The sequence below is a fragment of the Microbacterium sp. genome (genome assembly GCF_011620715.1).
Taxonomy (GTDB): Bacteria; Actinomycetota; Actinomycetes; order Actinomycetales; family Microbacteriaceae; genus Microbacterium.
In genome coordinates this window covers 12,446-13,602 of the sequence record NZ_WOYP01000062.1, presented here as the reverse complement: position 1 = coordinate 13,602, position 1,157 = coordinate 12,446, and the positions used below count along the sequence as shown (strand labels likewise).

At 73.0% G+C, this 1,157-nt stretch carries 1 protein-coding gene; it reads left to right on the top strand.

Translation table 11 applies throughout. The features are described from left to right. A partial coding sequence (locus QZV84_RS05770; protein ID WP_292826687.1) for a hypothetical protein occupies positions 1 to 1,157 on the top strand: 1,157 nt, incomplete at both ends.

Below are 1,157 nucleotides of genomic sequence, written 5' to 3'. Positions count from 1 at the left end.
GCGGCGGGGGTCAGAGCGACGGTGGCCGGCCCCGGTGCCGACGTGCCGGAATCCGAGCCGGACCTTCACGAAACCGACTTCCTGGCGTGGCTGGGATTCACCGATGATGCGGCATCCGGCACCGTTGCCGAGGCAGACGGGGCCGCATCCGCTTCGCGCGTGTCGACGGCGCGCGCGAGTTGGCTCGACATCATCGGCGGAGGATCCCGGACGAAGACCGCAATGCCGGCTGCGGTCGCAGCCAGGGCGATGGCCGAACCGACGGCGGTGCTCGGGGCGACCTCGAACGCGGCACCTGCCGGGTCGTTCTCTTCTGCCGAACGACGCGGCATTCGCGGGTGGAGCTCCCGCGTGCGCTGGTCGGTCGCCGTGGCGATCGTGCTGCTCATCGGCGTCGTCGTGGGGTCGGTCACGATCGCTCAGACCATCGCCGCCGACAACCTCGCCGCGCAGGAGCTCGCCGCAGCAGTCGCAGACCTCGAGGCCGCAGAAGAGTCAGCCGCCGACCCGCAGCCGGTGCTCGACGAAGCCGTGACGCAGTACGAAGACACCGTCGCGATCGCGCAGGCGACCGCCGACAGCGCAGCGCCGCCGCTGGCCGCCGTCGCAGGCATGGCCGCCCAGCCGGTGCTCGACGCCTCGAACGCCGCGCTCGCGGCCCTCGTCGCGCAGCTCGCCGCGGCGCCGCCCGCCGACCTGCCCGAGCTGTACGAGCGCGGCGACATCGACGTGGGCGACATCGAAGCGGTGAAGGCGGCGACGAAGACCGCGAACGATCACGTCGGGCTCATCACGACAGCGACCCGCGAAGTGCGCGCCGCGCAGGCCGCGCTGCAGGAGAAGCTCGACGCACTGCGCGCCGCGCAGATGACGCTGGGCGCATCGCTCCCCGAGACCGCCGTGCTCATCGTCGCAGAGAACAGGCGGGCGCTGCAGACCTTTCGCGATGCCGTGATCGCGGCATCCGTCGCCGTACCCACCGCGCAGAACGCCGGCGGATCGGGCGATGCCGAGCTGCTCGCCTACGCCGCCGCAGTCACCGCGCTGCGCGACGACCAGACCCGCGCGGTCACGGACGTGACCCCGGTGACCCCACCGGCGACCGACCCGCCACCGGCTCCGGACCCGGCACCGGCTCCTGTGCCCGAGCCCGTGCC